We start from the raw sequence: 26631 nt of genomic DNA on the forward strand, positions 1-26631 counted from the left end.
GGAGACCCCGCAGGCCCGCCGAGGAGGCTCCCCGACCGCCCGCGGAAAGCGAGTGCCTGAAGTGGAAATCTAAATTTTACACCGCCTCAAAAAAAACTCTGGACAAAAGGATTTCTATCTTTTAAAACAAAGTAGATTGGAACGGAAGGTACGAGACTCCTGCAGGAAAAGCGTGGCAAGGGGAGACCCCGCAGGCGCAAAGAGCGCCGAGGGGCACCTGGAACGCCCGCGGAAAGCGAGTGCCTGAAGTGGAAATCAACGTTGAACTATAAAATATATCCTTGTTTTAAATGAGGCCATTCCAAACTCCCTTTTCGACATACGGTACATCATGTTTCGGCACATCCATCTTTGGATGTGTTTTTTCATTTGCTTCCACACACTCAGTATTTCCTTAATTATCCTTTTCTCATCAAAAAGGTTCTCTTTAGCTCCTTTAAAACTCACTTGTTATTACAGCCATTTTTCGGTTATGCCATTTGGCTTTATCCGATCGATTTATTTATGGTAGAAGCACCCGGGAATACAGGAAAGTGCACTTTCTAAAGGTGACTTGCTTAATGAAAGATTTCTCAGCGCTAACGGAAGAATTCACCCCGATGATCCATCATATTATCCGCTCACTTTCCATCTATAAAAATAAGGAAGAATATTTTCAAGTAGGGTTGATCGCTTTATGGGAGTCATTACGGAATTTCAATGAAGAATACGGACAATTCTCCAACTATGCCTATACGGTAATCAAAGGCAAAATTCTGAACGAATTAAAGCATCATCATAAATATGAAATCCGTACCGAACCCTTTGATTCCTTCCTATTAGAGATGATTAAAGATCCTTTTTCAATGCATGAAGAGGCCTTTGCCATCGATAATGTATTAACCTACACGGAAGGATTGACACTGAATCAGCAACGCTGGCTTTTACAGACATACCTTGAAAATAAAACCGTGACTGAAATCGCTGAGATATATCAAGTTACTGCTGCAGCCGTCAAATCATGGAGAAAGTCCGCCTTAAATAAATTAAGGAAACAATTGATTTTTCCAATATAAATAATTTGGGGTGGCTCAATCATGAGCCACCCCAAATTATACATCCATCAACTTCTCGCTTCTTCTAAATACGTATAAATTATCACACCGTTATGTTGAGCATTCCCCCGAAAATGTTTAAAGTCATCCCTATTGACAAGAACCTCACGAAAAGCTAAAAATTCTTCTTTTGTTATCCGGAACTCTTCCATTTCCCGATTTGCCAATTTATCGAGTACTTCTTTTGCTTCCTCTGCATTCATATATTATCCTCCTTAATTATCGAATGTTCCATCATTTTCAGACAGGAGAAATTCCGTTTTCATTTTAACATAAGCTTGCCACTTAATATAAATTAGAATTTTTTGTTGCCCACTCACTACATTATTCTTTACGAATGCTTTAAAATAGTGCAAACTGTATATTAAAATATCATAATGTAAAATGATTGGCATTTTTTGTACATATAATTACATACTGGTACGCATAACTGCGTTTGCAAGATATACCAAATTATGCCACATTTTCACAACGCTCCATTACAAGAATCGTACCTCCTTTTAAAAGTTTAGCTTACTGTACCGACATAAGAGATAACTAATTCTCTTACTAGCACTTCCCACGTCAAAATCTAAACGGCAAGATGTTCGAATAATCCAATTACTCCATTGTTACTTTTTGATCATTGGAAACAAAATGGGAAAGGATGATTACCATGAAGAAAGCGGAAGTTGGAAATATCATTGAATTTAGAGAAGGCTTAAAAGGAATCGTCGAGAAAGTGAACGAGAACTCAGTAATCGTGGACGTCACGTATATGGAAAATTATCGTGATTTGGAGCTTGAACAAAAAACAGTCGTAAACCATAAAAATTATAAAATCATAGGATAATTCAATTTATCAAACGGGATGGTTACTAGATGACCATTCCGTTTTTCACTTTTTAGCAATCTTCCCATTCGATTCCCCCGCTTTTTGTAACCATTCCCATTTCACGCCGTCTAATTCATTAAAGGGCAAAGCACCTGTATGTGATGCAGGAATAACCAGTTTGAAATTTCTATCAGAAAGATGAGGGAAACACATGACTTGTTGGACACGTTATATTGGCAGTGTCGCATTCGCCGCTTTTCTGCTGACTGGCTGCGGTACGGCCACAGACGAAAATGCAGATGAGCCACAGGAAGATTCAATAAAAGAGGAGAACGGAGGCAATACTTCTCAAAGAGGCAACCGTAATAACCGAAGCGATAACAAAATAAGACTGATGGAGCAAAACCTGCAGTATACAATGAACGGGGAAGCAAAAGAAAAAACAGCATTCCTAAAAAAAAGCGATAATCAACCGTTCAGCCTCTATGTTTTGCAACAATTCAAGCTAAGTGCCGAAGAACCAGGAAAAGATATTGTGTTCCTGATTGAAGATGACTCCATTTATATGAGAATCGAATTGTTGAAGGCCGATGTCAGTTGGGATGAGGTGGAAGAAAATGTTCAAGCCCAGCTGAAAAGCATTTCAGAAACGATTAGGGATCCTTCACTCGATATCGAGAGCGGCACAGGATTTGAAGTGGAAAGTGGGGATGATGTCATCACTTCCATTTTGCTCAAGGATGAAAAAGCACCCGTCCGCTTAACTATGTTCACGAAAAAAGATAAAGATTACCGGGATGCTTTTCTAGAGATGGCTAAGACGCTGATGAAAGGGTGACCATTGATTTCCCCCCTGGTACGGAGGGCTAGGGGTCAGGCCCCCCGTTCTCCATTACTCCTTGCCCGCCTTGCTCTTCCAGACCAGCACTAAAAAAAGGAGGCTTATGTATCCAAAAACCGGATAAATATATCCTAGTAACCTTCCATATCCGAATTCACTAATGATTAAAGCTATTAAAAAGATCACGGCTATGATCAGCATGCTTGGCAATTTAATATAACTGCTGATTTGCCTCTGTAAGCCATATATGTTTCCGATGACCGAAGTGAATATCTCGCCGTATATCACCAAAATGAACATCCAATACAACTGACTGGCCGCCGTTCTCATAATAACTGCTGAAGGAATTTCATAACGATTCACGTCAGGAAGTGTCATAAGTGAAAAATGCCCCGTCAATAAAATGATGGTCAGGAATATCCCTCCAAGAATTGCTCCATGCTTAATGACCTTCTCATCTCGAACTTCATACGCAACCGGAACCAGCACAGCCTGTGCCAAAGCCAGGTTAAAGGCTGTATAGGCAAAGGGGGACAAAATCATTTTCACGGTGATCACTTCATCCGGAACTTTTGTAAGGGTCTTAAAGAAATCCACATTACCTAAAGTCGAGAAAAAAAGAATCACGCTAAAGCAGATCATGATTGGTACAACAAACGAGTTCACAGTGAAAACACCGCGCATGCCCATCATCAGGACCAAGGATGCCAGTATGATCGTAGACCAACTTCCAATACTTTTAGGCACGCCAAGTTGTTCTTCAAAAACGGCTCCTGAACCCGAAATCATGACAGCCGTCACCCCTAACAGCATGATAAGGAAAAAGAAGTTGATGATTCCTGCTATTTTCTTGCCAAAAAGAAATTGATTGAACTCCTCATAAGAAGATGCTCTGATCCTTGCGGAAATGAGCATGATTTTCGTGCCGGTGAAAATGAAAATATAACCTGCTATTAAAATCCCGATAAAGCCATAAAAACCATAACGGGTAAAAAACTCGACAATCTCTTTTCCAGTTGCAAATCCTGCACCGACGACTGTGCCTACATAAACCGCTGCAATCTGAAAACTCCCTGACCACCTTGACAGCATACTCTCCCCTCCTCCCTACATTTATATGTAAGGAAGAGACATTTAAGACAAGCCGAGCAATATTCCTTTCGTCAGCTGTTTTTTCCCGGGTTACATTCTCTCATCGTGCAGTCTGAAACCCCCTATGCATTTCACTGTGAAGCATCATTCCGAACGCATGAAAGATTTTAAAAAAACGCTTGGAATAATCTCCAAGCGTTCAGACTGTAAACTAATTAATAAACGCACCAGTTTATTCCAGAAATTAGCTCCCTTTCCGCTGACTGTCTTTCATGCCGCATAATTGCAAGCGCCTGTGAGGTCTCGGCTAGTCAGTGATTCGGCAGGAGTATCGCAAATTTCTTCAATCCAATAATGTTTCTTTCTATAAAAAAAGTGTTCATGAAGGATAACCAAGTCTTCTTTTATAATCATGGTTCGGAGTTAGATCATTTCATAATGCTTTATCATCAACAGTGGAGAGCCATTCGTCTATCACCTTCACAACGGACTGTACAGTACCGTCAACAAACGGGGATTTTAGATTCGCAGATTCAACGAGATCAAGGAAGGACTTGCTGCCTCCAAGTTGGCACAGATTCAAATAATCCTCCCAAGCCGTTTCATCTTTTTCAGTCGACCTTTTCCAGAATTGGAAAGCACAAATCTGGGCCAATGTATAGTCGATATAATAAAAAGGTGATTGATAAATGTGGCTTTGCCGCTGCCAATACCCGCCATTCTCCAAGAATTCGTTTCCTTCATAATCACGATGCGGCAAATATTCCATCTCGATCTTACGCCAAGCCTGCTTCCTTTCAACGGGGGAGGCATTAGGATTTTCATAGACAAAATGCTGAAATTCATCAACAGCTACCCCATACGGGAGGAATATGAGGGCACCGCTTAAATGGGAAAACTTATACTTTTCCGTATCTTCCTTGAAAAATAGCTCCATCCATGGCCAAGTTAAAAATTCCATGCTCATCGAATGGATTTCACATGCTTCATATGTAGGCCAATAATACTCAGGAATGTCAAGATCACGGCTGCGATACACTTGGAATGCATGACCTGCCTCATGTGTCAAAACATCAATATCCCCTGAAGTACCGTTGAAATTAGAAAAGATGAATGGAGCTTTATAGTCTTCTATAAAAGTACAGTAGCCACCGCTTTCTTTTCCTTTTTTCGCCACAAGGTCCATCAGGTCATTATCAATCATATAGTTGAAAAACTGATTCGTTTCAGGTGATAGTTCCTGGTACATCCTTTTCCCATTATCGATGATCCACTCAGCATCGCCTTTTGGAATGGCATTACCCGTTCTGAAATGAAAATTCTCATCATAATAGTTCAGGTTCTCCAATTCAAGACGTTCCCGCTGCCGTTCCTTCAGCCGGGTGACAAGCGGTACCACTTCCTCTTTCACCTGCTTGCGGAATGCAGCAACCATATCAGCATCATAATCAGTCCTTGTCATTCGATAATACCCAAGTTTCACGAAATTCCCATAACCCAGCGCTGTCGAAATCCCAGTCCTCACCTTGACAAGTTCATCGAATATACGATCCAATTCATCCTGCTTTTCTTCAAAGAAACCGTAATATGCCTCACTTGCATTTTTCCTTAACTCACGGTCCGAGGACTCCATAAAAGGCTGAAGCTGCGCAAGTGTTAATTCTTTTCCATCAAAGTGAATTTTTGCAGAGGCAATTAATTGTGAATACTCACTTGATAATTTATTTTCTTTTTGCATTTGTGGTATGATTTCGGGCGAAAAGGTTTTGAGTTGGGCCTCTGCCAGGTCAAATAGTTGAGTTCCCCATTTCTCCTCAAGCTCCTTACGGAATTTCGAGCGAACGAGTTCATTGTAAAATTTCGAGGTCAATTCTTCCATTTCAGGGGAGAAGTCATCTAAGTAATCATTCTCCGCTTTATAAAAAACATCATTGGTATCTATGGAATGCCGGATATAGACCAAATTAAACATCGTACCTACATAATTTCGAATTCCGTTTATTTCTTCCATGGCTTTTATTTGTGCATCGGCGTTTGCAGCGTCCGTAAACTTTTCCAAAGCTTTCATGAACCGGGTTTTAATTTCATCCATTTCAGGACGTTTATATTGATACTCATTAAATTTCATATGTAGGCTCCTTTTCGAATATAAAACATTTTTTCTGTATAAACCAGAGTGACGTTATCCAATCGGATTCGTTTCCAAGAAACATTCACCATTATCTTAATGTAATTTAATTCGCCACTGCGTTATTAAAAACCTTTTTATGTCGCTAAAACAAATTCATGTTTTATCAGACATAAAAAAACAGCACCTGTAGTCAAATCAAGGTGCTGGTTCTTTAGCTAATTTTGAGCGGAATACCCAATCTTTTTAAGCAATTCAATCACGGTCGCCTTTTCATCTTGCGTAAGTACACTCATGATATCATCGATTCTTTTTTCATGCTCAGGAAAAACTCCTTCAATAAAGGCCTTTCCTTTATCGGTTATCTTTGCAAAGGTTACACGGCGATCCTCTTTACATGCTATGCGCTGCAGATATTCCTTCTGTTCAAGTTTATCCACGACATAGGTAATGCTGCCGCTAGCTAGCAGGATCTTTCCGCCTATTTGCTGAAGAGGCTGATCCCCTTTATGATAAAGCAATTCCAGTACTGCAAACTCAGTTGGATTCAAACCCTCTTCAGCTATATGTTTATTAACCACATCATTAATGGATCGATGAGCTCTAGACATCACAATGAACAGTTTCAAAGACTGTTGGATGTTATTATTCTCCATAACTTCACAACCTTAAAAATTTTTAATTAAAATATCTTGAATTAAAAGTTATTATATGACATAAAGGATTTTTTGTCAATCTGCCCTGTTAGTATGCACTATTGTTTAATCAATCATTTTGATATACTTGAAAAAAAAGCTAAAGTAGTGACAAACATGAAAACGAGGCATAAATTCACCACATATCTACTTATTGTTATTTTACCATTAATTTTTCTCTCTATCATTTATTGGATGCATTTAGAACGTTCCCTTCTAAAAGAAAGACAGGAACAAGCTGAATGGGCGGGAACGGTTTATCAAGAATACATAGATCAAGTTATAAGGGAAACGAAGGAAAACCTTGAGCTGCTTAGCCTTAGCAGTTCCGTGCTTTATATGGATGACAAAAAAACCGAACTGCTTATGAACTGGATCAAAGATACAGATTCCAGGTATGCCGGAGTATATTGGCTAAATCGCGACGGTGTTTCCATTTCGGGTACGAATAAGAATTTCCATCATTACAATTTAATCGAACAAAATGATATGGAACGTGCAGTAAAAACTCAAAAAGCAGTTGTTGCAGGAACAAAGGAGCTTTATAACGCTCATTTTAATTATTTTTCCATTTTTGCTCCCATACTGGATCAAGATAAAAAAGTGCAAGGGTTTTTATTGGCACATATCAGGCTGGATCATATGGAAAAAATATTAAAAATGCTCAGCCCAGGTCATACCTTTATATTGGAAACAAAGGACAAAACCCGAATTTTAGATATAAATGCCGAGGGATTCAATGGACATTCAACATGGGTGGATGTTCCTTTGACCGAAGTCGATTGGACACTGTCCGTCAAAGTGCCCGACAAGATTAACACAAATAACATGAATGTTTTTTTAATGTTTGTTTTTTTCACCTTCTTTATTACTCACATGATTTATATCATCATGGATGAAGTGATCGTTCGCAGGCATGCCAAAAAACAAAAATTACTAAATGAAAATCAAAAAATAGATTTTGTCGGTACATTGGCTGCAAGTACTGCACATGAAATAAAAAACCCACTTACCGGCATAAAGGGGCTAGTGCAGTTACTGGTTGAAAAACACCCTGAGGAGCAAGATCAGTTCTATTACTCTGTCATCATGAAGGAAATTGAACGGATCAATAGCATCGTCAGCGAATTTTTGATTTTAGGAAAGCCAATGGTACAAACTTTATCCTTATATGATATTCGCAGTATCATTGCTGAATTGAGACCAATAATAGAATCAGAAGCACGTCACTTCAATATTGAAGTGGAATGGAATATCATAAAGGAGCCAATCCTGGTTCATTGTACAAAGGACCAACTCAAACAAGTCATTCTCAACATTGCCAAAAACGGTTTCGAGGCCATGGAAGTTGGGAAAAAGTTAAGGATTCGTATTCACCATGAAAATGAATGGGCTAAAATCATGATCATCGATAACGGGCAAGGATTGAATGAAAAAGATATAGGGAAAGTGTTCGATCCCTTCTATACATCGAAAAAAGAAGGAACGGGATTAGGGCTATTTGTGTGTAAACGAATCATTGAATCTTTTAACGGCACCATCGAGTTTTCAAGTAAACCTCTGGTCGGTACAACCGTTACAATCAGCTTGCCGCTTATAAAAGACCGCACTTAGCAATACTTTGAAGAGTTTTCGATTTTTTCATGAAGACTAGTAACGATCCCGATTTATTTAAGGTGTCATGCATACGGTGCATGCTTCTTGAAACTATTTATGGAATAGGTAAAAATCTTAATCAGGAAGAAGGATATATACAGATGGGAAGTATCGCTGCCATTAAAACAAAACCGCAAAAACAAGATATGACTCTGAAAATCATGATCATCATAGGCATATGCCATTTAATGAATGATTCTCTTCAGGCCGTCGTACCGGCCATGTTCCCAATCCTCGAAAAATCAATGTCGCTTTCGTATACACAGCTTGGAATGATTGCATTCTGCCTGAATATCGTCTCATCGCTCCTGCAACCGGCAGTTGGGTTCTATACGGATAAAAAACCATTTCCATATGCATTGCCCATTGGGTTGACCAGTACTTTAATCGGGGTCATCATTCTCGCAATTGCCCCAAACTATACCATTATCCTTGGTGCAGTCATCCTGATGGGCTTAGGGTCGGCCATATTCCATCCTGAAGGCTCCAGGGTTGCCTACATGGCAGGCGGACCAAAGAGGGGCCTGGCACAATCCATTTATCAGGTCGGCGGGAATAGCGGGCAGGCACTTGCCCCACTCATCACAGCCATCGTACTTGTTCCATTTGGTCAGAAAGGCGCACTCTGGTTTGCCCTGGTTGCCTTAATGGCCGTTATCCTATTGCTGTATATTGCCAATTGGTATTCCCAAAAATTAATTCACTTCCAGCCAAAGAAGCTTGCTGCAAAAATAATCAATAAAGAGCGGTCCCATAAAGTGGCCAAAGCCCTGGTATTGATTTTATTCATTATCTTTGCCCGTTCCTGGTATGTATCGTGCATGACGAACTTTTATAGTTTTTATTTGATCGATCAGTATTCATTCACGATAAAAGCCGCACAATTTTTCCTATTTGCCTTTTTGGCAGCTGGTGCTGTAGGTACATTTTTCGGAGGCCCGCTTGCTGATAGATTCGGACGTAAAAACATCATTTTCTTTTCTTTCGCTGCCAGCATGCCAATAACCGCACTTTTACCATTCGTACCTCCTACAGCCGCTTTTATCTTATTATTGATAGCGGGATTCATTATCATGAGCAGTTTTTCCGTCACGGTAATATACGCACAGGAATTGGTTCCGGGAAAAGTCGGTACGATGGCAGGCTTGACAGTAGGTTTAGCCTTCGGAATGGGTGCCATTGGATCCGTTTCATTGGGAGCCATTGCAGATATAATTGGAATTGAATCCATGATTAAGCTAGTGGGATTCCTGCCATTACTGGGGATCATCAGCATATTGCTACCGTCTGATCTAACATTGAAAAAATGGTATGCAGAAGATTGATGCAAAATGGTTTTTTCCAGGAACATATTCTTTATGTCTAAATACAATGAATTATTGTTTCACCCAAAAATTCGCAAAGAAGTAACGATAAGTACCTTACAAAGGAGAAATTTATGAGTGGAGTTTTATTAGGCAGCATCCTATCTGCTATGTCTACAGGGTTTGGTGCGTTACCGATCTTGTTCATTCAAGGTTCAATCACACATCGATTCAGAGACACGCTACTGGCATTTACCGCTGGAATCATGATGGCAGCTTCGTTATTGAGCCTGATCCCGGAGTCTCTGGCCACCGGAGGGTATATTCAGCTAGTAATTGGGGTTTTTCTCGGGGTAATGACATTAACGATCATGGAACAAAACATTCCTCATATCGATCTCAGCCATACGAAAAGTGGTATTCAGTTCGATGAAAAGGCTTTGCTCATCATCACTGCCATTACACTCCATAATATTCCTGAGGGGCTTTCTGTCGGGGTCAGTTACGCCTCTGATACAGCTGATACAGGTAACTTGATCGCTTTTGCCATCGGCCTGCAAAATGCTCCGGAAGGCTTACTGGTCGCCTTGTTTTTAATTAATCAAAAAATCGGTAAACTCACAGCATTCCTCATTGCAACCTTAACCGGCACCATCGAAATAATTACGGGCTTACTGGGTTATTATTTAACCTCTTACATTGGGTTCCTGGTTCCATACGGCCTAGCTTTCGCCGCCGGGGCCATGCTTTTCATCGTTTATAAGGAACTGATTCCCGAAAGCCATGGGGATGGTAATGAACGCACATCCACCTATTCCTTTATTATCGGCCTTTTGTTCATGGTCATATTATTGGAAGTTTTATAATTGCGGGACTTCCATGGCTGGCTCCAACAAGTGAGTCAGCTCTTACTTTTTATTTATCAGTGTAATCCATTCAGAAAAATTAAGACTTCTAAACCAATCCGATGCATGAAGGACACCTTCTGGTGGCCTCCCCTCGATATATACCCCAAATCCAAAGGAAATTCCAAAGATATATTCTTGTTTATATAAGTCTTTCTTTATTTGTTTTCAGATATTATTCATTTCACCAGAAATCACACAAAGCTGATTGTCTCTTGCCTGTTAATATAAAAAGTCATGGGCATTCCATTTCCTTCTAAAAGGAAATGTCATCATTAAAGGGCTGCTGTACAATAACAACCATTTCTTCTCGCTTATTTCTCACTTCCACTGATGAATGATGTTGAAGGATCAGGTACTCATTTATAAGTTTGTCAAGCTGCTCACTTTGGCGAAGGGTATACTCATGGCCAAGTCCATACATTTTCGCCAACTCCATCATTTCCCAACGCTTCATTCGAATCTCAGAACAAATTTCCGTTGCACACCTAGAATTCATAACTACATTCACTACTCCTGCCCTTTTAAAGTTACATTATAATAAAGAAGTATTACAAAATATGCCTTATATGTAAATAGATTCGCAAAAAAAGACAAAACTTCTTAAATTGCGATATGGCTTTGTCCATCAGCAGACAGGATATGACGGAAATTCCTAAGCATAAGCATCATTTATTGATCAGGAAGATTTCATATGAAGACAGCTCCGAAAATCGCTTTGAAAGATCCCCCCCATTTGGATGCTATTATTAGTTTTCGCTTATTCAATTCGAGCAAATAATTTCTCAATGATTTAAAAAGCAGGACAGCTCCTTAAGTGAAGCAAAAATATTTATCATTGTTACAACCCTCATTTGTAATCCCAGGCTAATAATGATGGAACAAAAAAAGGAATCCGATAAAGAATCCCTAGTGAAATATTGATGCTTTCCGTTAACTTAAAAAGGTATAGAGCATCCCCTTCTACGTTACTCGAATGGCAAATAAATATGAAAGCTCGTCCCTTTTCCCACTTCGCTTTCCACTTCTATATAGCCATTGTGTTCTTCAATGATTTTATAGCTGACCATGAGCCCCAGCCCTGTTCCCCTATCCTTCGTCGTATAAAAAGGTTCACCCAATTTTTTTAGCATTTCCGTTGAAATCCCCATGCCTTTATCGGTAATTGAAATGCAAACGTATTTCTCTGAAAATCGGCTTGTTTTAATGTGAACAGACCCGCCATCCGGCATGACTTCCAATGCATTTTTGATGATATTAATGAACACTTGCTTTAACTGGTTCGCTTCACATAAAACCTTACATTCATCTTCTTCAAAGTTTGTCTCGAATTGAATATTTTCCAACAGTGCCTGAGCGGCCAGTAATTCCAGTGTCTCTCTCAATATGGTATGAACATCCTGTTTGAAAATTTTTAGCGCCTGTGGCTTTGCCAGTACCAAAAATTCCGTGATAATGGTTTCGATTCGCTTAATTTCGGATGTAATCACATGAAAATATGTGGAAAACTCCCCTTTAACACCGTCCTCAAGCAACTGGATAAAACCTTTTAAGGCTGTCATTGGGTTCCTGATTTCGTGAGCAATACCTGCCGCCAATTCACCAACGACATTTAAAGTATCCGATTTACGGATTTGTTCCTGCATCTCGAGATTTTTACTCACATCACGGAAAATGCTTAAATTCAGGTTCGAATATAAATTTTTCCTCGTCAAAAATTCAATATGCTTAACTCTTCCATCTTCGAATGTTATCGGAATGATGGAGGAGTATACCTCATGCTTATAAACATTTTCAATATGTGCATTCAAGACTGGAGCATTTTCAGGAATTTTTTCGATGAATCCCTTTACAGATAAAGAAAGCAGTTTGCGCTTCGAAATCTCCAATATTTTCTGACCCGCTTCATTAATATCCGTGAACCCTTCATGATTCCATAAAATCAGGCCGTCTAATGTTCCCTCAAAAATCTTCCTGAACTTCTTCTCACTATCCCTTAATTCCTTCTCAATCAGCCAGCGCTCACTGACATTTCGAAAGATCGTTACGTTATATCCGTCACCTTCATGTTTTTTTGCAGTCAATTCTAGCAATTTAATTTGGTTATTAGGCATTTTATAAATCAGCTCACCCCGCACCTGGGTGTCTCTTTCAAATGTTTCCATCATCTGACTAAAATGGTGATTGTTGCTGTAGACGTATTTCCAGATATAACTGCCAATCAAATTCTCCCTGCTGGATTCGAATATTTTACATGCTGAATGATTGACCCGAAAAATGATCCCGTCATCATTCCAGAATATGATTGCATCCATGGACTGGTCGAATAATTCCGCAAAAATCCGTTCGCTCGTCTCTAACTTTTTTTCTATTATATTTGATTCTGTAATTCTTCGAAGCACAGACATATATAGTTCATTTCCTACCGTTGAACTTATAGAAAAAGTAAAATGATGCAGTTCATCCCCGACCTTTATCTCTACCTCCCCTTTATAGTTCGACTCATCAAAGGCTCTTTGTATGCTCTCATCCCAATATCCCCTATAATCTGGGGAGATGAGGTCCCTCATATTCTTACCGACAATCTTTTTTTTCGGAATGCCCAAGGCATGGATAAAGGCATGGTTCACTTCCATTATTATTCCTGAACTGTCGAATAGAACGATGCTTTCTATGGCTGTATCGAAAATGTCCAAAAACATCTGTCTTGACATCCCTGTTTCCCTTGACGAAGAAACATCCAATGTCACATCCCCCAAACGATAGAACTGCTGTCCTTCGGAAAGTGATCCCATTCGTATAAACTCTATTTGCTTAAGGGCTCCGGTATGTAGCTGGATAATTTGCCTTTCACTTTCATTCGAGGTTTTTAGGGTGCTTGACACTTCCTGGTTATTTAAAGGGATGACATCGAGAAAATCAGTTATCCTCATGGACTCCAGTTGATCTTTAGGTGTTTCCAGCAGGGCACAAGCGGCATCATTAGCATAAGTGAGACGCAGTTCCTCATCAACCCTGATATAAGGCTCTGACATTGAATCGAACATATTCAGAAACCCTTCGATCTGTTTATTCAATTTTAAAATTTCCTGTTTATATTCCGTTTCATTCTCATAACCGATATTCATATTAACCCCCCTCATCAAAACCCATACCTACCCAACTTTATTCGACATCCATCTTGATTTTCCTCGGTATTTTTCGAAAATCAGCGCAAACACCTTTATCCAAAATTAACCTATATATCAAATGATAGTATATTGAATGCTGTAAAACTTAGCGTTAAGCTTAATTTAAGGTTTTTATAATAAATTTAATAAATAATGATTTAGTACAAGGTATTTAGGGAATAAGAAATAACAATGCTTTCTAGCTACCTTAAAATTTATTAAATGGAGGCAATAATGAAACAACGTGATTTTTTCTTCGATAACGCCAAGTTCATTCTCATGGCATTTGTCGTCTTTGGTCATTTGCTGAATACGTATATACATGACAGTGAAACGATATATGCTTTATATAAAACCATTTATTCCTTTCACATGCCTGCCTTTATCCTTGTTTCAGGATTCTTTGCGAAAGGTTTTTATCAAAAAGGGTATTTGGGTAAAATTACCAAAAAACTGATTTTACCCTACATCATTTTCCAATTGATATATACCATTTACTATTATTTCTTATATGAACGTTCTGCCATCACTGTAGACCTGCTTGACCCCCAATGGTCGCTATGGTTCTTGATCAGTTTATTCTGTTGGAACATCATGCTGCTTGGTTTCTCAAAGCTAAAGCCATCAGTAGGCATAGGTTTATCTTTAATAATCGCATTATTGATTGGTTATATAGACAATATTTCCAATTACCTTAGTCTCTCCAGGACATTCGTTTTTTTCCCGATGTTTTTGATCGGGTACCATTTAAGCAAGGAACATTTAAAAAAACTATTCACTCCCAAAGTTCGTTTGGCATCACTTATTGTCATGTTAGTGATTTTTATCGGTTTTTATTTAAATACCGATATTAATTATAAATGGCTGCTCGGTTCGAAACCATATGCCGAACTTGAAGATGCGACAATCGTGTCCATGTTTAAACGCCTGGGATTTTATGGATTGAGCATCATTTCAGTGTTCAGCTTCCTTTCGTTCATCCCACGCAGACAATATTTCTTTACGAATTGGGGTAAACAAACCCTTTATGTGTATCTGCTGCATGGTTTCTTCATTCGTTTCTTCCGCGAAAGCACCATACAGGAATACTTCAGCAATACAGAGAGCTTTATCATGCTCGCCGGACTCTCTTTCTTGATTACCGTGTTATTATCAAGTGAAATGATCGCTTCCATGGCACAGCCGATCATCGAATTGAAGGCGACCAAAACAAAACGATTCATGACTAAAACGAAAGACTATATTAAACAAGCTTTTTAAATAAAACGGATGAAGCATTTCCTGCTTTATCCGTTTTTTCAAATTCGATTTCTTATCCGACTTTCAAGCAGAAAAGATTCCCCTTCAATACCATAACTCATTTTTCAAATGGAGCACGCTATGGTAAAATTACTCGTTAGTGCTTGTTGGCTTAAAAAGACATGTACACGAAAGGAGCCAGGCGTTTCTTTTACGCCCTTAACATGAATATAATAATCAGTACTCTTAACGCAAAATATATCCATACATCGCTATCCATCCGATATTTAAAAGCTTACGCCCAGCCTGATTATGATGTACAGCTGGCAGAATATACGATAAAAGATCCAATTATGAACATAGTTGGTGACCTTCATTCCAAAAAACCTGATGTCATAGGGTTCAGCTGCTATATTTGGAACATCGAGGAAACAATGAAAGTCGTAGCCATGCTAAAAAAAATCAACCCGGAATTGGTCATCATTCTCGGCGGACCTGAAGTCACCTATGATGTTGGGGAATGGCTTGATCAGATTCCCGGGGCTGATTTCATCGTAATCGGTGAAGGTGAAGTCACCTTCAAGGCCCTTTTATCTGAAATTGAAGGTTCGAATGACTATAAGAAGATCGGCGGCATTGCGTATCGACAGGATGGAAAAAAAATCATCCAGCCTCAGAACGGCAAGGTTGATTTAAAATCCCTCCCTTCTCCATATCGTTTGGAGGAAGACCGCGGCGACCTATCTAAACGTGTCACCTATATCGAAACTAGCCGAGGTTGCCCGTTCAGCTGCCAATTTTGCCTTTCATCGATTGAAGTGGGTGTCAGGTATTTTGATCGTGAAAAGATTAAAGAAGATATCAGGTACCTTATGGCTAATGGTGCAAAGACCATTAAGTTCGTTGACCGAACCTTCAATATCAGCCGAAGCTATGCCATGGAGATGTTTCAATTCTTAATCGATGAGCATCTTCCCGGTGTGGTTTTCCAGTTCGAGATCACGGCGGACATCATGCGTCCGGAAGTTATCCAGTTCTTGAACGACAATGCCCCTGCAGGACTGTTCCGCTTTGAAATAGGGGTACAATCGACGAATGATCATACGAATGATCTAGTAATGAGAAGACAGAATTTCGAAAAACTGACCAGGACCGTAACCATGGTAAAAGATGGTCAGAAAATTGATCAGCATTTAGACCTTATTGCCGGTTTACCGGAAGAAGATTATCATTCTTTCCGAAAGACCTTCAATGATGTTTTCGAGCTTAGACCCGAAGAGATGCAGCTTGGTTTCTTAAAGATGCTTCGTGGAACCGGCTTACGGATACGAGCCGATGAACACCAATATATATACAGCGAACATGCTCCTTATGAAATATTGGGGAATAATGTTTTATCCTTCGATGACATTGTCCGCATTAAACAAGTTGAAGATGTACTTGAAAAATACTGGAACGATCATAGAATGGATCATACTACGGAATATCTTGTCAAAACGGTATTTCAATCACCGTTCGACTTCTTTCAAGATTTCGGTACCTATTGGGATGAACAAGGGTGGTCACGAATCGGCCATCAGCTTGAAGACTTGTTCAGACGTTTACAGCAGTTTTTGGCTTCCCGGGAATCTGCCGAACTGAAAAACATTATCGGACTCATGAAATTGGATTATTTCATGAATCAAAAATACAAACCACGTAAACCTTGGTGGGAAGCTTCATTAGATAAAAGTGGTCGGAAAGAGATATATGAATATATTCTCAATAAGCCTGAACAGCTTGGCTCCTCTTTCACCGCTTTGGCCCTAAATGAAAAAGAAATACACAAACACACGTTGCTCGAGGCACTTCCCTTTGATTTGGAAACGTATTTAGCAGAGGGAACAATCGTCGATAAACCTTCATTCATGCTTGCCTATTTTGATCCGAGTGGTAAGGGATCAACGATTTTCCCTCTTTCAAAATCCGGCAGCATCATGCTTTAATAATAAGGACGGACCCAAGGCTGGGTCCGTCCTTTTTTACTTATCACTTTCACGTTTTTTATTTTCTTTTGCCAAAATTTCATAAATTTTAGTTGCGTTCATATCGCCGCTGAATTCGATTCCAAATTCAGTTCGTACATGTTCACCCATCTTTTCCCCGCTGTTCCGTTTTTCTTTATCCATTACTTCTTCCTTTTCTGCCTTGCTTTGAATTGCGGTTGGCACCTTTCATTGCATTTTCCTCCATTGCGAACTCATTGGAAAATTCATTTTCAGCTTGATTTCTTTTTGGCGTTTTACTTGCTTTGACAGCTCCATCCACATTGGCTTTCCGTTTCATTTTCATCCACCCTTTTTAATATAGTTTACCTTTTAGAATGGGGTAAAAATGCCGGAAATTATTCAGGGATAATATAGGGACAGACGAGAAAAATAACCTTAAAAAGAAAAGGGAGACACTACATGAAAAAGAAATTGGATTCACCAATTGTCAACGATACACAACCACACCAAATTAACGCACCAAGTTTTAAAGGGACCGGCATAAAACCACAGGCTCCATTCGTCAATGATTATGGAGTCGTCATTGGCGACAGTAAATATGCCTCTGAAAACTCACCACTCGAAAACTGGAGCAAAGATACAGACCCGGAAATCATGGCTGGAGACGAATGGGTACACCCCACCAATGATATAGGCTGGAATTCAACTGAAAACCGCCAACTATTAGAGTCTAAAATAGCGCCGCAGCCGCCTTTCATGCATCCAGATAAAGATGTTAGCACTGATACGGATTGAGGCGTGCTTTCTTTAGGGTCAAAGGAACAAGTGAAATCCTAGAAGGGGTGCATCATACACCCCTTATTCTCATTTAACCTGCAAAATCAACTTCCCTTTCGTTTGCCGGGCGTTCATTTCCTCATGAACGGCTGCTGCCTTTTCAATTGGGTAGATGCCCCCGATAGTTAACTTAAGCTCCCCAGACGCAACGTATGCAAAAAGGTCTTGAATGCTAGGCAACAGCAAATCCGGGTGTTTCATGATCTGTGGCAGGAAAAAACCCACGACGGATTGATTGCGCCTCATTAATTGCTGCGGGTTCATCGTATAAGGCTTACGACTTGCATTACCAAAAACAACAAGACGTCCAAAGGGAGCCAAACATTTCAATGTTTTATTGAAAATATCCCCTCCAGCCATTTCCAGCGCGACGTCTACTCCCTTTCCTCCCGTGACCTCACGGACTTTCATTTCCCATCCTTCTTGCGTGTAATCAATGAGTTCATCTGCCCCCATCTCTTTAGCCAGTTCCAACTTTTCCACTGTACTGGCGGTGGCAATCACTTTTCCAGCCCCGAAGATTTTGGCTAACTGTACGGCAATCGTTCCCACTCCCCCAGCAGCAGCATGGACCAATACCGTTTCCCCCTGTTGCATGCGTCCCATTGTCTTAAGAATATGATAGGCGCTCAGACCTTGGAGGGGCAAGGCAACAGCTTCATGGAACTGAATGGCATCAGGAAGCGGAATGGCCGAGAATTCATCAGAAAGGGCATATTCTGAATATCCACCAGATTCAATTAAGCTGACGACCCTTGTACCAGGTTTGATTTTGGTCACCTTTCCACCAACTTCCACCACTACGCCAGCTACTTCCGCACCGGGAATGAACGGAAGCGGCGTAGGAACTACATATTGCCCTTCCCTTCTGGCTGTATCTGCATAATTGACGCCTACACAATCGATTTCAATCAGAACTTCATGCCCTGTTGGCACAGGTCTTTCCATTTCAGTCAATTTCAGTACTTCCGGTCCGCCGTATTCTTCAAAATGAATAGCTTTCATCTTTATCCCTCCCTTATTAATTTCCTGTAAATTCCGGCTTTCTTTTTTCTTTGAATGCTGCTACCCCCTCCAGATGATCTTCCGTGGAAGCCATCAAGGTTTGCGTAATACGTTCCTGTTCCAGTATTTCATCAAGTGTAGCCGTAAATGAATGGCTGACGAGCTTTTTCATCATCCCATATGCTTTTGTCGGTCCATTGGCCAGTTTTACCGCAAGTTTCAATGATTCCTCTTCAAGTTGATTGAGTGGATATAAATAATTAATGACACCCAGCTGATATAAGCGGTCCCCAGAAATTGGCTCGGCCGAAAAGAAGAGCTGCTTTGCAAGGTGGGGCCCTACTAATTTAGGTAAAAAATACGAACCCCCTCCATCAGAGATCAGGCCTACCTGTGAAAAACTCATGGCAAATTGACTATCATCGGAAGCCACGATCAGATCACAGGCGAGTGCCAAATTGAATCCGGCACCAGCAGCAAATCCATGGACGGCAGCGATTACGGGAACCTCGGAAGCATCCAGAGCCAATATGCATTCATTCATTCTGCCAACATGATCATACAATTGACCTGCAGAGGCCTGCCCCATTGACTTGACGTCGCCTCCTGCAGTGAATGACCTTCCCGCCCCTTTGATGATGACTGCCCTTATATACGGTGTTTGTTTTACATCCTTAATCGCTTTCGTTAAGCTTGCAATCATATCCGGACTAAATGCATTCAAGCTTTCAGGGCGATTCAAAGTCAGGATCATTACATTATCGATTACTTCTTTCAATAAGTGTTCTTTTAACATTTACCCATCCCCTTTTTCTATTTGATCAACCAGCCGCCATCCACCAATAAATCCGTCCCAGTCATATAGGAAGCCTCCGGGGAAGCAGCAAAGGTAATGACATTACTTATTTCCTCCGCTTTCCCCACTCTTTCCAGTGCCGTGTTCCGTTGAATGGACTTTACGAATTTTTCATTTTGCAGTCCATCCTCCGTCAATGGCGTTTCAATGAATCCCGGTGATACGGAATTGACCCGAATGCCGACTGCAGCGAGTTCCAGTGCCAAAGATTTCGTTAAACTGATGACTCCGGCTTTAGCGGAGCTGTAATGCGGGATGAACGCTCCTGCCTGATGTCCTGACAGTGAAGCCACATTCACGATTGCCCGATTGCTGGAACCTTCATTTCCGCCACTAGCTCCTTCTTCCATCAATTTCCCCAAATACTTGGAAACTAGAAAGACACTTTTCAAATTGACATGTTGAATCATATCCCAATCAGCTGCAGATGTATTCAGGAGCTTTGAGGACTTTGAACCACCTGCGTTATTGATTAAAATGTGAAGGTCACGATATTTTTCCTTCACATACTTGGCCAGCTCCATTACCTCTTCCTCGACGGTAACATCTGCAGGGAAAATATCAGCAACCGGAATCGGGTGCCTGGCATTGATTTCTGCAGATGCTTCCTCCAGCTTTCCTTTCGTCCGCCCTACCAACAGCACTTTTGCCCCTTCGTCCGACAAGCGCATCGCCGTAGCTTTCCCAATACCAGAGCCTGCACCTGTAACCACCGCTATTGACTGCGAAAACCTCATCCCCTTCACTCCTTATCTGTATTTTTGAACTATGTTTCCTGCCTTTTCAATTCCGCTTCGATCCTTCCATCCACCAACTCTGGGACAAGATCCAACGAACCTTTTTGCGCCGCCAATTCCAAATCGGCGATCAAACTATGTTTGTCAAACAACTGTCCGACATACGATGATTTCAGGATATCAAAGGCATTTTCGCTATTCGTGCGATAAAGCGCATTGGCAGCCTTTGCTGCATCGTTGAGTATGAACGTACCTTGTGATCCAGCAATCAGGCAATCTATCAAATGGCCTGCACCGTAAAAGTCTTCCAGACTGAATTCACCTGAATTTCCCGAACAAACGATGAGGATCGTTTCTGTTTTATGATATTTTTTTATTTTTTCCGCAACAGACGGATTATTCAACAAAGAAGCAATATAAACCCTTTTGGCAGCAGCTGAATTCCTCAACGCGACCGTTCCATTAGTAGTGGACAATATTAAAGTTTTGCCGCGTACCAACTTACTCAATAGCGTTGGACTTGGATACATTAAATCATCAACCGGCTTTGCTTTTAGTTCTCCTGCCACTACAAAATCCCCATGGTCCAATTCCTGGCTTTTCACCAAGGCATCCAGTGGATCCATGACAGGTATCACCTGGCGTGCTCCATCATGAAGTGCTGAAATAATCGTGGTAGTCGCTAATAACACATCCAGGATGACCGCAACTTTCTCCCCTTCTTGAAGCTTTTCCACATCTATCTCTTCTTTTTTTAGTAGTAAATGAATGTTTTGAATATATTCCATTTTATTAAACTTCCTTCGCAGCTACATTTGCAGCATGAGTGAGTAAGCTTTTAACCGTTTTTCCAAGATTGGAAAAACGGGGATCATCAGTCTGGCCTTTTTTATATCGATAATAGATTTGCTGAAGGATGACAGCTAACTTAAAATAACCAAAGGTTAAATAAAAATCGACGTTGGTAACATCTCTGCCACTTCTTGCTGCATACGTCTCGATAAATTCCCTTCGAGTCAGGAAACCAGTTAAAGTCGTGACGGACGCTTGACCCACACCTATTTTGATAAGTTCCGGGTCACCGCTTTCCGTCCAGTAGCTTAATGCCACTCCTAGATCGGCTAGCGGATCACCAACGGTGGACATTTCCCAATCAAATAAACCAACCATCTCTGTAAGGTCCTGATTGAACATGGCATTATTGATCTTATAGTCATAATGGATTATTGAAGTCTGGCTATACTTCGGGATATTCTGTTGAAAATAATTAATAAGCGGACGAATTTCCTTGATTTCATCAGTCTTTGCTCTCTCATAGCGGGAAATCCATCCGTGTACTTGTCTTTCAATGAACCCTTCAGGTTTGGATATTTCGACCAAACCCGTTTTCTCATAGGGAATCGAGTGAAGATCAGCAAGCCGATTCACCATCACATATGAAAGCTGTCGGCACTTTTCAACAGTAGGCTCGATTCCCTTGGGAAATTCAGTATCTATTACAATTCCATGTTTCCTTTCCATTAGGAAAAAAGGGGCCCCCGCAACCGATTCATCATCCGAGAACAGAATAGGCTCGGGAGCTGCTTGGAAATATGGGTTGATTGAGGAAAGGATATGATGTTCACGCTTCATATCATGTGCCTTTGGAGCAACAGGGCCAAGCGGCGGCCTTCTGAGAACAGCCTCCCACTCACCAACTTTCAGCTGATAGGTCAAATTGGAATAGCCCATAGAAAATTGTTGTAATTCCAACGGTTCATTTGGAAGGTCCAATACATTTTTTCTTAGGAAACCTTCTAATGCAGCAATATTCAATTCCTCGCCGGGCCGAACAGGAATCGTATCGTCAACCATGTTCTTCCACTCCTTTAGACTTTGTCATTCTAATTATGAACAAGATGTGAAATGAGCTTTTCTTTAATAAATTCAGGAATAGGTTCACTTTTTTGTTTCAAAAAATTAAAACAGACTAAAACTGCGCTTCCTTTAGCAATCACTTCCCCAGTTTGTGAACAGAGGATATCATGGACCATATCACAGCTTTTCGTACCTACCTTTGTCAAAGATGTACGAATGGTCAAGAGTTGATTGAAATATCCCTGAGCAATAAAGTCGCATTTGGTGGAGGCTAACAAAAAATTCCAAGATTCTACATTTGTCGCTAGGCCTAAAGCTTCAAAAAATTTCATGCGTGCTTCTTCGAGGTATACGAAATAGCTTGTGTTATTGATGTGGCCCAAAGCATCCGTTTCGGAAAAACGGACGCTGACTTCCAATTCATGCATAAGACACCTCCTTGATTAACGATGTACGAAAGCAGGTTTACGTTTATCCAAGAAAGCGGAAACCCCTTCTTTAACATCTTCAGTTTGGAAGATTTCTTCAAAAAGATTCGTTTCAATCTCTAGACCTTTTTCAAGTGTTGCCTCACTTCCTTCATTAATCGCCTTCTTGATTCTCGAAAGTGCCTGAAGTGAGTGCCTTGTCATTCGTGAGGCCAAGATTTTCGCCTCCGATAAGCCGCTGCCTTGCTCAACGACTTTATTGATAAGCCCGATCTTTTCCGCTTCCGCGGCACCAAGCGGATCACCGGTAAATATAATCTCTTTTGCCTTTGCATTACCTACAAGTCTTGACAAACGCTGTGTACCGCCACCTCCAGGGAATAAGCCTAATTTCACTTCCGGCAGTCCGATTTGAACTTGTGTTTCAGCTACTCGCAAATCACAGGCCAGTGCCAGTTCGCATCCGCCGCCCAAGGTCAGGCCATTTAATACAGCCATCGTAGGTTTAGGAAACTGTTCGATTTTAGTTAGGACGGCATGACTTTCCTTTACCATTTCTTTCATATTCGGGTTCCCCATCATGCTAGGGAATTCTTTTATATCAGCCCCGGCCGCAAATGCGATATTGCCTGCACCGGTTATGAGTACCGCAACAGTTTCAGTATCTTTTGAAAGTTCATCGAAAGTTTCTCCCAATTCTCTGAATACTTGTTTGCTGATTACATTTAATGGAGGATTATCGATGGTGATGACCGCAAGCTTATTTTCCTTAACCACTTTAATTAATTTTGTCATCAATTCTTCACTCCTTGGTTTGGATAATCATACCAGCCTTTTCCTGTTTTCCTGCCTAAATGTCCTTTATTCACCTTTTCTTCTATACAAGCATTTGGCTTGTCTTCTGGATTTCCAGTTTCATTGAAACGCTGCTGCATAACAAAATACCCTACATCAATACCTGATAGATCCATCAGTTCAAAAGGACCAATGGGATGGCCTAAAGCTTTCCTGCAAATCAAATCGATATCCTTATAGTCAACAATTCCTTCTTCATACAAATATAAGGCCTCACGCTGCAACGCTCCCAAAATTCGGTTGGCTACGAATCCCGATATCTCTTTCCTCAACAAAACTCCTGTCCTATTCATATTCTCTGTGACTTCCATTGCAAGCTTCGCTGTTTCCTCGGATGTTTGGTCACTCATTACAACCTCAACACAATCCATTACTAGAGGCGGGAAAAAGAAATGCATATTAATGAACTTATCCGGACGATTCGTCACACTCGCAATCAGGCTATTGACAATCGTTGAACTATTCGTGGCAAAGATGGTTTCTGCTGGGGCCAGTTCTTCAAGTTTGGCGAAAACCTCCTGCTTCACATCAAGTTTTTCAACTACCGCTTCAATGATCAAATCAGCCCCACTGGCCGCTTTCTCAAGATCGGTGGTATATTGAAGACGGCTAAAAGCAGCCAATTTACGATCTTCAGACAATTTTCCTTTTTGAACCCATTTAGTCAAAATGACGTCCAATTTTTCTTGGGCTGCATTCAACGCGTTTTCATGAACATCCTGAAGAATCGTTTCGTAACCTCCTAGTGCAGCAAGCATCGCAATTTGGTGCCCCATCTGCCCAGCCCCAATAACGGTAATTGATTGAATTTGCTTGTTGGTCATGCCTTCTATCTCCCTTCTACTAACCGGTTAGTATGTAACCTGGTCACGCTTCAATTCCCTGCAGAATCATCCCCATAAAAATGGCTGCAACTTCCTGTTCGGTTTTTTCACCTTCTGGGTCGAACCAATGATAGCTCCAATTGGCAACACCCAAAATAGCAAAAGAGATGATGGATGCATCGAGATTGGAACGCAGTTCTCCGCTCTCGATGCCACTAATCAGAACTTGCTCGATTTTATTACGGAACTCATCCCGCTTAGGAAGGATTTGTGCAAGCTTATCGTCACTTAGATTCTTCATTTCACGGAAAAAGACCGTTGCGCTGGATTTTTTGGTTTTAATGCTCTTTAAAAGCATCAAGACCATATCGAAAAGTTTATCCTTGCAGCTTTTCCCAGGTTCCAACATGAATCTTTCCTGCTCACTAAGCAACTCGTCTATATAAGCTAGATGAATATCCATTAGCAACTGCTCTTTGCTCGTAAAGTAATAATAAAACGTTCCCTTCGTCACCCCGACCGATTCGACGATATCAGAAATCGACGTTTCACTAAAGCCCTTCTTTTCAAATAAGCGTATGCTATGTTCTGTCATTTTTTCTTTCATGTATGCACCCTCGCAATCTGTTAAAATTTCAGCTGAATTGATATCATACGCTTTCGTGCCATCAAAGCCCTCTTACTTCCTGGAAAGTTCTTCTCTTAAAGCCCGCCTTAAAATCTTTCCGACATTTGTTTTCGGTAACTCTTCACGAAATTCAACGAAATGCGGAACTTTATAAGCCGATAGGTTTTCACGGCAGTAATCGATGATTTCCCGTTCATTGGCCGTTTTATTATTTTTAAGTACAAGCACCGCTTTTACCGACTCCCCTCGGTAAGCATCTGGAACTCCGATGACAACCGCTTCCTGGACAGCTGGATGTTCATAGAGAACTTCCTCGACATCTCGCGGATATATATTATAACCACTTGCGATGATCAAATCTTTTTTCCTGTCGACAATATAGAGGTACCCATCTTCATCAACTTTGGCGATATCACCCGTATAAAGCCAACCATCCCTTAGGGTCACCGCCGTTTCCTCCGGCATATTCCAGTAACCTTTCATCACTTGAGGTCCTTTGACGACCAATTCCCCCAATTCGCCAGATGCCACTTCTTTCGTTCCGTCTCCCAGGTCCATCACCTTATATTCAGTCGAAGGGACACCAATCCCGACGCTCCCAGGTTTCCTTTTTGCAAATGCCGGGTTACAATGCGTTGTTGGCGAAGCTTCCGTAAGACCGTAGCCTTCCAATATCTTCGCACCTGATTTTCGTTCGAACTCACGCAGCAGTTCCACGGGCATCGGTGCACTTCCGCTGTTACAGACCTGAATGGAGCCCATTCCATATTCTTCTGCCTTCGGATGATTCGTCAACGCTACATACATGGTCGGTACACCAGGAAAAGTGGTCGGCTGTTCACGCTTAATCGTTTCCAGTACTTCTTCTATTTCAAATCGTGGCAGCATGATGGAGTCACCCGCGATATACACGGATAAATTCATTGCGGACGACATTCCAAAAACATGAAAAAGCGGGATGACCGACAGCGTTCTTTCAGTACCTATTTTTAATTCATGCTTGAAGAATTCATACGTTTGAACGACATTGGCCAGAATATTGCTGTGTGTCAGCATCGCCCCTTTTGAACGGCCAGTCGTTCCTCCTGTATACTGAAGAACGGCTATATCATTTTCCGGATCGATTGATACGGGATTGATTTTGCCGTCTCCTGTCTTCATGAATTGATCAAAAGACGCATCAGGCTGAAAATCTGCTTCCGAAGTCTGCAGGCTTACGACGATAATATTTTTCAAATTTGCATGTTGCTGCACACTTTTCACTTTCGGGTATAATCCATCCAATACAACGATCGTTTCTGCACCGGAGTCCTGTAAAATATGCTGCAGCTCCCTTTCAACCAGCATTGGGTTGATTTGGGTGATAATGGCCCCTGTTGTCAATGATCCATAATAAGCTATGACGTACTGCGGACAGTTAGGCAGCATGATGGCGACACGATCACCTTTTTGAACACCTTTTTTTTGCAAGGCTGAAGCAAAGGCTAGCGACGCATGAAAAAGTTCCTGATAAGATATCTTTCGGTCATAAAAAGTAATAGCTGTATTGTTTGGATGGGACTCACATGCATTTTGAAGGATTCTTTGCATCGGGAACTCAGGGACTTTTATTTCCTTTGAAATTGAATCAGGATAAACGGAAAGCCATTTTTTTTCATTCATCATTTCATACCCTCCA

Annotated in this window: 27 protein-coding genes; 9 read left to right on the forward strand and 18 right to left on the reverse strand. The window is 40.9% G+C overall.

Annotation, left to right across the window (positions count from 1 at the left end):
• Nucleotides 1–560: 560 nt before the first annotated feature.
• Nucleotides 561–1055: a sigma-70 family RNA polymerase sigma factor gene (locus ACZ9AO_RS18785; RefSeq protein WP_476109823.1), complete on the forward strand. Its 495-nt coding sequence runs from the start codon at nucleotides 561–563 to the stop codon at nucleotides 1053–1055.
• A 47-nt stretch (nucleotides 1056–1102) separates the two neighbouring features.
• Here the strand turns inward: ACZ9AO_RS18785 and ACZ9AO_RS18790 are convergent, their stop codons facing one another.
• On the reverse strand, nucleotides 1103–1297 hold the full coding sequence (locus tag ACZ9AO_RS18790) for a hypothetical protein (protein WP_048678216.1): 195 nt from the start codon (nucleotides 1295–1297) through the stop codon (nucleotides 1103–1105).
• A 452-nt stretch (nucleotides 1298–1749) separates the two neighbouring features.
• Between ACZ9AO_RS18790 and ACZ9AO_RS18795 the strand changes: the two genes are divergently transcribed.
• Both ACZ9AO_RS18795 and ACZ9AO_RS18800 read left to right on the forward strand, forming a co-directional pair.
• Entirely contained in the window at nucleotides 1750–1926 is a 177-nt protein-coding gene (locus ACZ9AO_RS18795) for a YkvS family protein (protein WP_064505160.1), read from the forward strand.
• Nucleotides 1927–2119: 193 nt separating this feature from the next.
• Nucleotides 2120–2746, forward strand: coding sequence for a hypothetical protein (locus ACZ9AO_RS18800; protein WP_476109826.1), 627 nt, complete (start codon nucleotides 2120–2122; stop codon nucleotides 2744–2746).
• Between the two features lie 54 nt (nucleotides 2747–2800).
• On the opposite strand, the gene ACZ9AO_RS18805 is transcribed toward ACZ9AO_RS18800, so the two are convergent.
• The 3 genes from ACZ9AO_RS18805 to ACZ9AO_RS18815 form a co-directional block, all read right to left on the reverse strand.
• On the reverse strand, nucleotides 2801–3841 hold the full coding sequence (locus tag ACZ9AO_RS18805; RefSeq protein ID WP_063596369.1) for a YkvI family membrane protein: 1041 nt from the start codon (nucleotides 3839–3841) through the stop codon (nucleotides 2801–2803).
• 433 nt (nucleotides 3842–4274) lie between these two features.
• On the reverse strand, nucleotides 4275–5969 hold the full coding sequence (locus tag ACZ9AO_RS18810) for a M3 family oligoendopeptidase (protein WP_476109828.1): 1695 nt from the start codon (nucleotides 5967–5969) through the stop codon (nucleotides 4275–4277).
• A gap of 218 nt (nucleotides 5970–6187) precedes the next feature.
• Nucleotides 6188–6625, reverse strand: a complete 438-nt coding sequence (locus ACZ9AO_RS18815; RefSeq protein ID WP_034314147.1) for a MarR family winged helix-turn-helix transcriptional regulator — start codon at nucleotides 6623–6625, stop codon at nucleotides 6188–6190.
• Nucleotides 6626–6781: 156 nt separating this feature from the next.
• Between ACZ9AO_RS18815 and ACZ9AO_RS18820 the strand changes: the two genes are divergently transcribed.
• The 3 genes from ACZ9AO_RS18820 to ACZ9AO_RS18830 all read left to right on the forward strand — a co-directional run bounded on the left by ACZ9AO_RS18820 (nucleotide 6782) and on the right by ACZ9AO_RS18830 (nucleotide 10490).
• A complete protein-coding gene (locus tag ACZ9AO_RS18820; RefSeq protein ID WP_476109831.1) occupies nucleotides 6782–8278 on the forward strand; it encodes an ATP-binding protein in 1497 nt (498 codons plus the stop codon).
• A gap of 143 nt (nucleotides 8279–8421) precedes the next feature.
• Nucleotides 8422–9645: an MFS transporter gene (locus ACZ9AO_RS18825; RefSeq protein ID WP_476109969.1), complete on the forward strand. Its 1224-nt coding sequence runs from the start codon at nucleotides 8422–8424 to the stop codon at nucleotides 9643–9645.
• Between the two features lie 113 nt (nucleotides 9646–9758).
• A complete protein-coding gene (locus ACZ9AO_RS18830) occupies nucleotides 9759–10490 on the forward strand; it encodes a ZIP family metal transporter (RefSeq protein WP_048678228.1) in 732 nt (243 codons plus the stop codon).
• A gap of 295 nt (nucleotides 10491–10785) precedes the next feature.
• Here ACZ9AO_RS18830 and ACZ9AO_RS18835 read toward each other — a convergent pair whose 3' ends face one another.
• Together ACZ9AO_RS18835 and ACZ9AO_RS18840 are read right to left on the reverse strand one after the other, a co-directional pair.
• Complete coding sequence (locus ACZ9AO_RS18835) at nucleotides 10786–11028, reverse strand: aspartyl-phosphate phosphatase Spo0E family protein (protein WP_053534263.1); 243 nt, start codon at nucleotides 11026–11028, stop codon at nucleotides 10786–10788.
• A 469-nt stretch (nucleotides 11029–11497) separates the two neighbouring features.
• Entirely contained in the window at nucleotides 11498–13657 is a 2160-nt protein-coding gene (locus ACZ9AO_RS18840) for a PAS domain S-box protein (RefSeq protein ID WP_476109833.1), read from the reverse strand.
• Between the two features lie 276 nt (nucleotides 13658–13933).
• Here ACZ9AO_RS18840 and ACZ9AO_RS18845 point away from each other — a divergent pair, with 276 nt between their 5' ends.
• Entirely contained in the window at nucleotides 13934–14959 is a 1026-nt protein-coding gene (locus ACZ9AO_RS18845; RefSeq protein ID WP_476109835.1) for an acyltransferase family protein, read from the forward strand.
• A gap of 203 nt (nucleotides 14960–15162) precedes the next feature.
• The gene (locus ACZ9AO_RS18850) at nucleotides 15163–16923 is read left to right on the forward strand and encodes a B12-binding domain-containing radical SAM protein (protein ID WP_095391730.1); all 1761 of its coding nucleotides are present in this window, start codon (nucleotides 15163–15165) and stop codon (nucleotides 16921–16923) included.
• A 36-nt stretch (nucleotides 16924–16959) separates the two neighbouring features.
• Here ACZ9AO_RS18850 and ACZ9AO_RS18855 read toward each other — a convergent pair whose 3' ends face one another.
• Nucleotides 16960–17106 carry a hypothetical protein gene (locus ACZ9AO_RS18855; RefSeq protein WP_164468810.1) on the reverse strand — a complete coding sequence of 49 codons (147 nt, stop codon included), beginning with the start codon at nucleotides 17104–17106 and terminating at the stop codon, nucleotides 16960–16962.
• On the reverse strand, nucleotides 17099–17263 hold the full coding sequence (locus ACZ9AO_RS18860; RefSeq protein ID WP_057278994.1) for a hypothetical protein: 165 nt from the start codon (nucleotides 17261–17263) through the stop codon (nucleotides 17099–17101). The genes ACZ9AO_RS18855 and ACZ9AO_RS18860 overlap by 8 nt, the downstream gene beginning before the upstream one ends.
• Before the next feature lie 122 nt (nucleotides 17264–17385).
• On the opposite strand from ACZ9AO_RS18860, the gene ACZ9AO_RS18865 reads away from it, so the two are divergent.
• Complete coding sequence (locus ACZ9AO_RS18865) at nucleotides 17386–17721, forward strand: DUF3905 domain-containing protein (protein WP_476109836.1); 336 nt, start codon at nucleotides 17386–17388, stop codon at nucleotides 17719–17721.
• Between the two features lie 69 nt (nucleotides 17722–17790).
• On the opposite strand, the gene ACZ9AO_RS18870 is transcribed toward ACZ9AO_RS18865, so the two are convergent.
• The 10 genes from ACZ9AO_RS18870 to ACZ9AO_RS18915 all read right to left on the reverse strand — a co-directional run bounded on the left by ACZ9AO_RS18870 (nucleotide 17791) and on the right by ACZ9AO_RS18915 (nucleotide 26615).
• Complete coding sequence (locus ACZ9AO_RS18870; protein WP_048680433.1) at nucleotides 17791–18768, reverse strand: quinone oxidoreductase family protein; 978 nt, start codon at nucleotides 18766–18768, stop codon at nucleotides 17791–17793.
• 16 nt (nucleotides 18769–18784) lie between these two features.
• Nucleotides 18785–19564: an enoyl-CoA hydratase/isomerase family protein gene (locus tag ACZ9AO_RS18875; protein WP_251538817.1), complete on the reverse strand. Its 780-nt coding sequence runs from the start codon at nucleotides 19562–19564 to the stop codon at nucleotides 18785–18787.
• A 17-nt stretch (nucleotides 19565–19581) separates the two neighbouring features.
• The gene (locus ACZ9AO_RS18880) at nucleotides 19582–20361 is read right to left on the reverse strand and encodes an SDR family NAD(P)-dependent oxidoreductase (protein ID WP_251538815.1); all 780 of its coding nucleotides are present in this window, start codon (nucleotides 20359–20361) and stop codon (nucleotides 19582–19584) included.
• A 29-nt stretch (nucleotides 20362–20390) separates the two neighbouring features.
• Nucleotides 20391–21149, reverse strand: coding sequence for a 2-phosphosulfolactate phosphatase (locus ACZ9AO_RS18885; RefSeq protein ID WP_226990422.1), 759 nt, complete (start codon nucleotides 21147–21149; stop codon nucleotides 20391–20393).
• A gap of 4 nt (nucleotides 21150–21153) precedes the next feature.
• Complete coding sequence (locus ACZ9AO_RS18890; protein ID WP_406594756.1) at nucleotides 21154–22215, reverse strand: phosphotransferase family protein; 1062 nt, start codon at nucleotides 22213–22215, stop codon at nucleotides 21154–21156.
• A 29-nt stretch (nucleotides 22216–22244) separates the two neighbouring features.
• Nucleotides 22245–22646 (reverse strand): acyl-CoA thioesterase, encoded by a 402-nt coding sequence (locus tag ACZ9AO_RS18895; protein ID WP_048680441.1) that lies wholly within the window; start codon nucleotides 22644–22646, stop codon nucleotides 22245–22247.
• A gap of 15 nt (nucleotides 22647–22661) precedes the next feature.
• Nucleotides 22662–23441 (reverse strand): enoyl-CoA hydratase, encoded by a 780-nt coding sequence (locus ACZ9AO_RS18900; RefSeq protein ID WP_063596380.1) that lies wholly within the window; start codon nucleotides 23439–23441, stop codon nucleotides 22662–22664.
• Entirely contained in the window at nucleotides 23441–24325 is an 885-nt protein-coding gene (locus ACZ9AO_RS18905) for a 3-hydroxyacyl-CoA dehydrogenase family protein (protein WP_252269113.1), read from the reverse strand. The genes ACZ9AO_RS18900 and ACZ9AO_RS18905 overlap by 1 nt, the downstream gene beginning before the upstream one ends.
• Before the next feature lie 43 nt (nucleotides 24326–24368).
• On the reverse strand, nucleotides 24369–24932 hold the full coding sequence (locus ACZ9AO_RS18910) for a TetR/AcrR family transcriptional regulator (RefSeq protein ID WP_289349376.1): 564 nt from the start codon (nucleotides 24930–24932) through the stop codon (nucleotides 24369–24371).
• Nucleotides 24933–25004: 72 nt separating this feature from the next.
• Entirely contained in the window at nucleotides 25005–26615 is a 1611-nt protein-coding gene (locus tag ACZ9AO_RS18915; RefSeq protein ID WP_476109971.1) for a long-chain-fatty-acid--CoA ligase, read from the reverse strand.
• Between the last annotated feature and the right edge of the window lie 16 nt (nucleotides 26616–26631).

The sequence above is a fragment of the Peribacillus sp. TE19612 genome (genome assembly GCF_056279465.1).

Excerpts from the sequence above, each read along its gene's own strand:
- ACZ9AO_RS18785 (WP_476109823.1), top strand. The coding sequence starts at position 561 with ATGAAAGATTTCTCAGCGCTAACGGAAGAATTCACCCCGATGATCCAT.
- ACZ9AO_RS18790 (WP_048678216.1), bottom strand. The coding sequence starts at position 1,297 with ATGAATGCAGAGGAAGCAAAAGAAGTACTCGATAAATTGGCAAATCGG.
- ACZ9AO_RS18795 (WP_064505160.1), top strand. The coding sequence starts at position 1,750 with ATGAAGAAAGCGGAAGTTGGAAATATCATTGAATTTAGAGAAGGCTTA.
- ACZ9AO_RS18800 (WP_476109826.1), top strand. The coding sequence starts at position 2,120 with ATGACTTGTTGGACACGTTATATTGGCAGTGTCGCATTCGCCGCTTTT.
- ACZ9AO_RS18805 (WP_063596369.1), bottom strand. The coding sequence starts at position 3,841 with ATGCTGTCAAGGTGGTCAGGGAGTTTTCAGATTGCAGCGGTTTATGTA.
- ACZ9AO_RS18810 (WP_476109828.1), bottom strand. The coding sequence starts at position 5,969 with ATGAAATTTAATGAGTATCAATATAAACGTCCTGAAATGGATGAAATT.
- ACZ9AO_RS18815 (WP_034314147.1), bottom strand. The coding sequence starts at position 6,625 with ATGGAGAATAATAACATCCAACAGTCTTTGAAACTGTTCATTGTGATG.
- ACZ9AO_RS18820 (WP_476109831.1), top strand. The coding sequence starts at position 6,782 with ATGAAAACGAGGCATAAATTCACCACATATCTACTTATTGTTATTTTA.
- ACZ9AO_RS18825 (WP_476109969.1), top strand. The coding sequence starts at position 8,422 with ATGGGAAGTATCGCTGCCATTAAAACAAAACCGCAAAAACAAGATATG.
- ACZ9AO_RS18830 (WP_048678228.1), top strand. The coding sequence starts at position 9,759 with ATGAGTGGAGTTTTATTAGGCAGCATCCTATCTGCTATGTCTACAGGG.
- ACZ9AO_RS18835 (WP_053534263.1), bottom strand. The coding sequence starts at position 11,028 with ATGAATTCTAGGTGTGCAACGGAAATTTGTTCTGAGATTCGAATGAAG.
- ACZ9AO_RS18840 (WP_476109833.1), bottom strand. The coding sequence starts at position 13,657 with ATGAATATCGGTTATGAGAATGAAACGGAATATAAACAGGAAATTTTA.
- ACZ9AO_RS18845 (WP_476109835.1), top strand. The coding sequence starts at position 13,934 with ATGAAACAACGTGATTTTTTCTTCGATAACGCCAAGTTCATTCTCATG.
- ACZ9AO_RS18850 (WP_095391730.1), top strand. The coding sequence starts at position 15,163 with ATGAATATAATAATCAGTACTCTTAACGCAAAATATATCCATACATCG.
- ACZ9AO_RS18855 (WP_164468810.1), bottom strand. The coding sequence starts at position 17,106 with ATGGATAAAGAAAAACGGAACAGCGGGGAAAAGATGGGTGAACATGTA.
- ACZ9AO_RS18860 (WP_057278994.1), bottom strand. The coding sequence starts at position 17,263 with ATGAAACGGAAAGCCAATGTGGATGGAGCTGTCAAAGCAAGTAAAACG.
- ACZ9AO_RS18865 (WP_476109836.1), top strand. The coding sequence starts at position 17,386 with ATGAAAAAGAAATTGGATTCACCAATTGTCAACGATACACAACCACAC.
- ACZ9AO_RS18870 (WP_048680433.1), bottom strand. The coding sequence starts at position 18,768 with ATGAAAGCTATTCATTTTGAAGAATACGGCGGACCGGAAGTACTGAAA.
- ACZ9AO_RS18875 (WP_251538817.1), bottom strand. The coding sequence starts at position 19,564 with ATGTTAAAAGAACACTTATTGAAAGAAGTAATCGATAATGTAATGATC.
- ACZ9AO_RS18880 (WP_251538815.1), bottom strand. The coding sequence starts at position 20,361 with ATGAGGTTTTCGCAGTCAATAGCGGTGGTTACAGGTGCAGGCTCTGGT.
- ACZ9AO_RS18885 (WP_226990422.1), bottom strand. The coding sequence starts at position 21,149 with ATGGAATATATTCAAAACATTCATTTACTACTAAAAAAAGAAGAGATA.
- ACZ9AO_RS18890 (WP_406594756.1), bottom strand. The coding sequence starts at position 22,215 with ATGGTTGACGATACGATTCCTGTTCGGCCCGGCGAGGAATTGAATATT.
- ACZ9AO_RS18895 (WP_048680441.1), bottom strand. The coding sequence starts at position 22,646 with ATGCATGAATTGGAAGTCAGCGTCCGTTTTTCCGAAACGGATGCTTTG.
- ACZ9AO_RS18900 (WP_063596380.1), bottom strand. The coding sequence starts at position 23,441 with ATGACAAAATTAATTAAAGTGGTTAAGGAAAATAAGCTTGCGGTCATC.
- ACZ9AO_RS18905 (WP_252269113.1), bottom strand. The coding sequence starts at position 24,325 with ATGACCAACAAGCAAATTCAATCAATTACCGTTATTGGGGCTGGGCAG.
- ACZ9AO_RS18910 (WP_289349376.1), bottom strand. The coding sequence starts at position 24,932 with ATGAAAGAAAAAATGACAGAACATAGCATACGCTTATTTGAAAAGAAG.
- ACZ9AO_RS18915 (WP_476109971.1), bottom strand. The coding sequence starts at position 26,615 with ATGAATGAAAAAAAATGGCTTTCCGTTTATCCTGATTCAATTTCAAAG.